The organism is Vibrio genomosp. F10 str. 9ZD137 (genome assembly GCF_049974785.1).
Taxonomy (GTDB): Bacteria; Pseudomonadota; Gammaproteobacteria; order Enterobacterales; family Vibrionaceae; genus Vibrio.
Window position 1 is genome coordinate 1 of sequence record NZ_JBNGCJ010000444.1, and the last position, 4,268, is coordinate 4,268.

At 40.1% G+C, this 4,268-nt stretch carries 7 protein-coding genes; 3 read left to right on the forward strand and 4 right to left on the reverse strand.

Annotated features, from left to right (window positions below):
- Positions 1 to 53 precede the first annotated feature (53 nt).
- Entirely contained in the window at positions 54 to 1,013 is a 960-nt protein-coding gene (locus ACP45E_RS10575) for a 4'-phosphopantetheinyl transferase family protein (protein ID WP_426511081.1), read from the forward strand.
- A gap of 88 nt (positions 1,014 to 1,101) precedes the next feature.
- On the opposite strand, the gene ACP45E_RS10580 is transcribed toward ACP45E_RS10575, so the two are convergent.
- Positions 1,102 to 1,503, reverse strand: coding sequence for a thioesterase family protein (locus tag ACP45E_RS10580; RefSeq protein WP_017037658.1), 402 nt, complete (start codon positions 1,501 to 1,503; stop codon positions 1,102 to 1,104).
- A gap of 230 nt (positions 1,504 to 1,733) precedes the next feature.
- On the opposite strand from ACP45E_RS10580, the gene ACP45E_RS10585 reads away from it, so the two are divergent.
- Entirely contained in the window at positions 1,734 to 2,135 is a 402-nt protein-coding gene (locus ACP45E_RS10585; protein WP_017037659.1) for a YkgJ family cysteine cluster protein, read from the forward strand.
- Between the two features lie 196 nt (positions 2,136 to 2,331).
- On the opposite strand, the gene ACP45E_RS10590 is transcribed toward ACP45E_RS10585, so the two are convergent.
- The 3 genes from ACP45E_RS10590 to ACP45E_RS10600 form a co-directional block, all read right to left on the reverse strand.
- A complete protein-coding gene (locus ACP45E_RS10590; protein WP_017036594.1) occupies positions 2,332 to 2,529 on the reverse strand; it encodes a CPXCG motif-containing cysteine-rich protein in 198 nt (65 codons plus the stop codon).
- A 4-nt stretch (positions 2,530 to 2,533) separates the two neighbouring features.
- On the reverse strand, positions 2,534 to 2,875 hold the full coding sequence (locus ACP45E_RS10595) for a hypothetical protein (protein ID WP_017036595.1): 342 nt from the start codon (positions 2,873 to 2,875) through the stop codon (positions 2,534 to 2,536).
- 178 nt (positions 2,876 to 3,053) lie between these two features.
- Positions 3,054 to 3,377, reverse strand: a complete 324-nt coding sequence (locus tag ACP45E_RS10600; protein ID WP_017036596.1) for a DUF4144 family protein — start codon at positions 3,375 to 3,377, stop codon at positions 3,054 to 3,056.
- A 565-nt stretch (positions 3,378 to 3,942) separates the two neighbouring features.
- Here ACP45E_RS10600 and ACP45E_RS10605 point away from each other — a divergent pair.
- A complete protein-coding gene (locus ACP45E_RS10605) occupies positions 3,943 to 4,251 on the forward strand; it encodes a thiamine-binding protein (RefSeq protein WP_198926659.1) in 309 nt (102 codons plus the stop codon).
- Positions 4,252 to 4,268: the final 17 nt, after the last annotated feature.

Below are 4,268 nucleotides of genomic sequence, written 5' to 3' on the forward strand. Positions count from 1 at the left end.
ATTTTATCTCGAACAAAATTTAACTGCGAAAGATCAACACGCCATAGTGACATATGACGAAAACAACAACTAAAAGGAGATGCCATTTGGCCGTCCAGCCTCTGATTGAACTGTGGCTATGCCCACTCAATCAACTTGATGAATGTTTGGATCATACCCACTCCCTTCGAACCTGGCTTTCAGGAGATGAAGCAGCAAAAGTAGACCGATTTCGCTTTCACCACGATCAAATTCAGGCTCTTTATATACGCTGTTACTTGCGCTGTGTTTTGTCTCAATATTCATCATTGGATCCGCAGGAATGGCAGTTTCATTTGGGGCAGAAGGGAAAGCCTACCTTGATAAGTGAACAGTATTTAAACACGGGTCTATCGTTCAATATTAGTCATAGCAAAGATCATTTGTTAATAGCTGTATGTCAGATGAAGAATACCAGTATCTTTTTGGGGGTGGATATTGAGCACTCTCGCAGTGGAATGGATATTCAGGCCGTCATGAACCGGTACTTTTCAGCGGAAGAAATTAAGGATTTGAACGATCTTGACAGCGACCAAAAAAACGAACGATTTTTTGATTTATGGGCATTGAAAGAGTCATACATCAAAGCGACTGGGCTCGGTCTTTCCACACCATTAAACCGTTTTTCTTTTGATTTTTCATCGGCTTTAAAATGTGCTTTATCAATTGATACGCTGACTAAGGATTTCAAACGTGATAGTGAGAATGAGAGTGAGAAACTCTGTATTGAAACCTATCGTGGTATTGACATTAATTTTGGGGTAAATAGTGAAAATGATACCTCAAACCAATGTTTCGAGCAGATTTATTGGCAGACCTGCTTAGGACGATTAGATGAACAATACCGTTTTGCTGTTACTTTGGGAGGGGTTGTATCGGACATGAAGATCAAGATGAAACATTTCGACTCGTCTATGTTAGAGGCTATGTTAAAAGCTAAGTTAGGAGGACATGCTGCGAACAAAGTCAGGGAGAGAATGAAAACGACACTTTGATAAGCGTGGCTCGAAGGTTCAGTTAGAGCCACGTATCTATTTATGTTTAAGTGATCTTTGAGTGTTCTTTGAGGAAGATGGTTTGCTATCAGGCTCCAATCATAGCTTTTAATATCTCCGCTGGGACCGGTTGAAGGCGCTTATCTTTATCTAGACACACCATTTCGATGTCCCCTATCACAGCAGGTTTACTTGCCCCTTCTCGCCAAACTTCTTGTCTCCAAAGAGTTTTGTATTTTCCGTCCAATTCAAATGATGTTCGGATGTCACAAATCTCTGCAAACTCAACACCATCCTGGAAAATCATGTTCGCTTTGTACACTGCAAACCCCAAGCCGTGTTCGTTCCATAATGTTGCCAGTTTATCACTACCCAAGACATGTTCTCGCGCCCGCTCAAAGTACTTTAGAAAATTTGGGTGATACACTACCCCTGAATGGTCGGTATCTTCGTAATAGATTTGTACTGGATGGTGAAATATCTTACTCATACTACGCAACCTCATTATGGTGGTTTGCATTGCGCTAATGCGAATACTAAGTGATTGTCGGCACTGTACATTAAACCCATAAAGCACTTCAAGAAGTCGCGAGCAATAACCTTCTGGTGTGACCTCACCGAGTATGTGTCAGCCAGTCAACGAGCCAAATTAATGATCCGCATTAATGTCCCATAATCAGTGCTATCATATGACAATATTGCTGAATTATTGGTATTTGGATGAGAGATTGTAACCAATGCGGAAAATGCTGCATTAAATATGGCGGCGGTGATCTCTGGGTGTCGCAAGAAGAAATTGATCTCTGGGAAATTTTTAATCCAGATATTTTTGATTACGTGAAAGGAGGGGAAATATGGTTCGATCCTAAAAGCGGAGAAAAGCTGCAACGATGCCCTTTTCTCGAATTAGCGCCCAAAACATCTAAAAACGATCCTGATAGATACACGTGCAGTATTTACTTAAGTCGCCCTGAAGACTGCAGACACTACCCTAGCCTCATTGAAGAAATGATTCGGGATGAATGTGAAATGATAGAAGCGGTTGATTTAGAAAACGCCAAAAAAGCGCAGAAGAAACTTGATGTGTTGATGATTGACAGCCGTCCTTCCCGTGTTTTTTAGTGCGTTTTTATGGAATGTACTTCCGACCTTGTGAAAACATGATCGCTGTTGATCAGTGACGACTGTGTCTAGCATTATGTACTTCGCTTCAAACACATAGACCTAAACCGGATGCTATTAACATGAGGTAACGCGTTACTTTCCCATTGAGTTGGTTTACGCTACCAACGATGAGGTCATGCATGCAAATAGCCATCTAAAAACTGTCGTTTTCGCTATAAACGTTAGCCATCAAAGAACCATCATTATTTTCTAAAATCAAAAAGGTTATGGGCTTACAGCACACCTGACAATCTTCAATGTACTGTTGTTCAATATCCGACGCGTCAATCAATACGTCGATAGTTTCACCACAGTAAGGGCACTCTATTGATTGCTCATTAAGTTGATTCACATCATCATCCTAGCCGTTTCGCCCAGTTACCACCGTGCTCGTTTGCGCAGTTCTCGTCAGTATCAAATGCTATATGTTGGGCGGCGTCCTTAAGTGTTACGCCTATTGTTGCAAGTTTCGTCTGAACCAAAGAATACACAGGTGAACCACCGTCGTTTTCCAAGAATTCAGAAAGTTGTCTATTGGTCGAAAAGACACAGGTCACCTTCAACGTTTTAGGGAAATTAGAGTAGTTCGCTGAGTGAGTTAGCCATTGGAAACCTGCAAGTTGTTTTAGGTTGGTTTCACAGAGTTGTGTTAACGTTTTTCTGATTTGGTTATCTATTTTCTTATCTGTTTTACGCATATCTGATTGATGCCTAATGATTGTGTTTCAATACTTATTCATCTAGGTTAACTCAAACCGAATCGATTTGTGCATAAAATGTCTAATGATAGTGTAAAAGCTCGTTGGGGTAGTTTTTCCGTATAGCCCATTCTCTAATTAACGTTTATTAGACTAGACAATTGCTCGTTAGCTTATATTAATCCGTGAAAGTCAACGATTGAATCGCCTCAGAAATAGACAAAAAGTGTATTTTTGTTAAACACATCTCTGCTTTTGAAAACTCGTGGGCTTGTATTAATGATGTCACTTCACTCACACTAAGAGACTGATTATTTTTTTCTGTCTCTATGCCTTTATTACCAACTTCACGAATCGTAAAGCCTTGACCCACGGAGTCGATAAGAACATCAAGGTCACTGAATATCAATCCCTCGCACTCATCCTGTAAATGTTTCTTGGAACCGACATACATCAGCTCATCATCGCCTTCTAATTTTATAATGCATGGCCATTGAATCATCACATTTCCTCTTACAAATTAGTATTTTGTGGTAACACCTCCGATGAAATAGATCTTACAGCCTTTCGGAGTCTTGTATTAAGATTAATCAGTTAGGTACTCTGTTTGTCTCTTGAGCAGTATGATTAACTTTAGAGCTAAACAAAGCAAGCTGTAGTAAGGTTAAGTCGATTCTATTGCTCAATGTATTTCATCCTACTTAGGCGATAAAAACATCCCATGGTTAGATACAAATAGAGAAAAATAAAGCGGTTGAACCAACGAAAAGTCAAAGCCGCCTAAACTTTAGTGGCGCTTATGGTCAGCAATCTCAAATCACTTATAGCGCCGCATTTAGTGGTGAATAACGCCAGCCAACCAGATTAAACCATTGTGCCGTACACACTAAATTATAAGTAGACCAAAAATACCAAGCGTTGGGAATCTCTCTTAAACGCTTTTTTAGCCGACGCATTTAAGTTCAAACCGCAATACTTTAAATTGATGTTACAATACGCCATTCAATACCAACCGAACCAATGAGAAATTATTGATGTCAGCTCAAAAACCACGACTAGATGAAGTCATGCTCGCTTTCCAAGTTATCCCACGAGTAAAAGAAGGCAATAACTTTGAAGTTGTCGATAAGGCTATAGAAGTTGTTAAAGCTTCAGGCATTCCTTTCCAAGTAAGTGCGATGGAAACCACGTTAAAAGGTGAGCTAAACCAGCTACTAGAAATCGTGAAAGATGCACAACAAGCTTGTTATGATGCTGGTGCGGTAGAAGTCATCACCAATATTAAAATTCACAGTAAAACTGAAGCGGCTACAGATACATTCTGCACCTATGACAGAGGTGTAACCAAAGCTAACCATATGTTCGTAGACAACTAATGGTTATGCCGCCACTG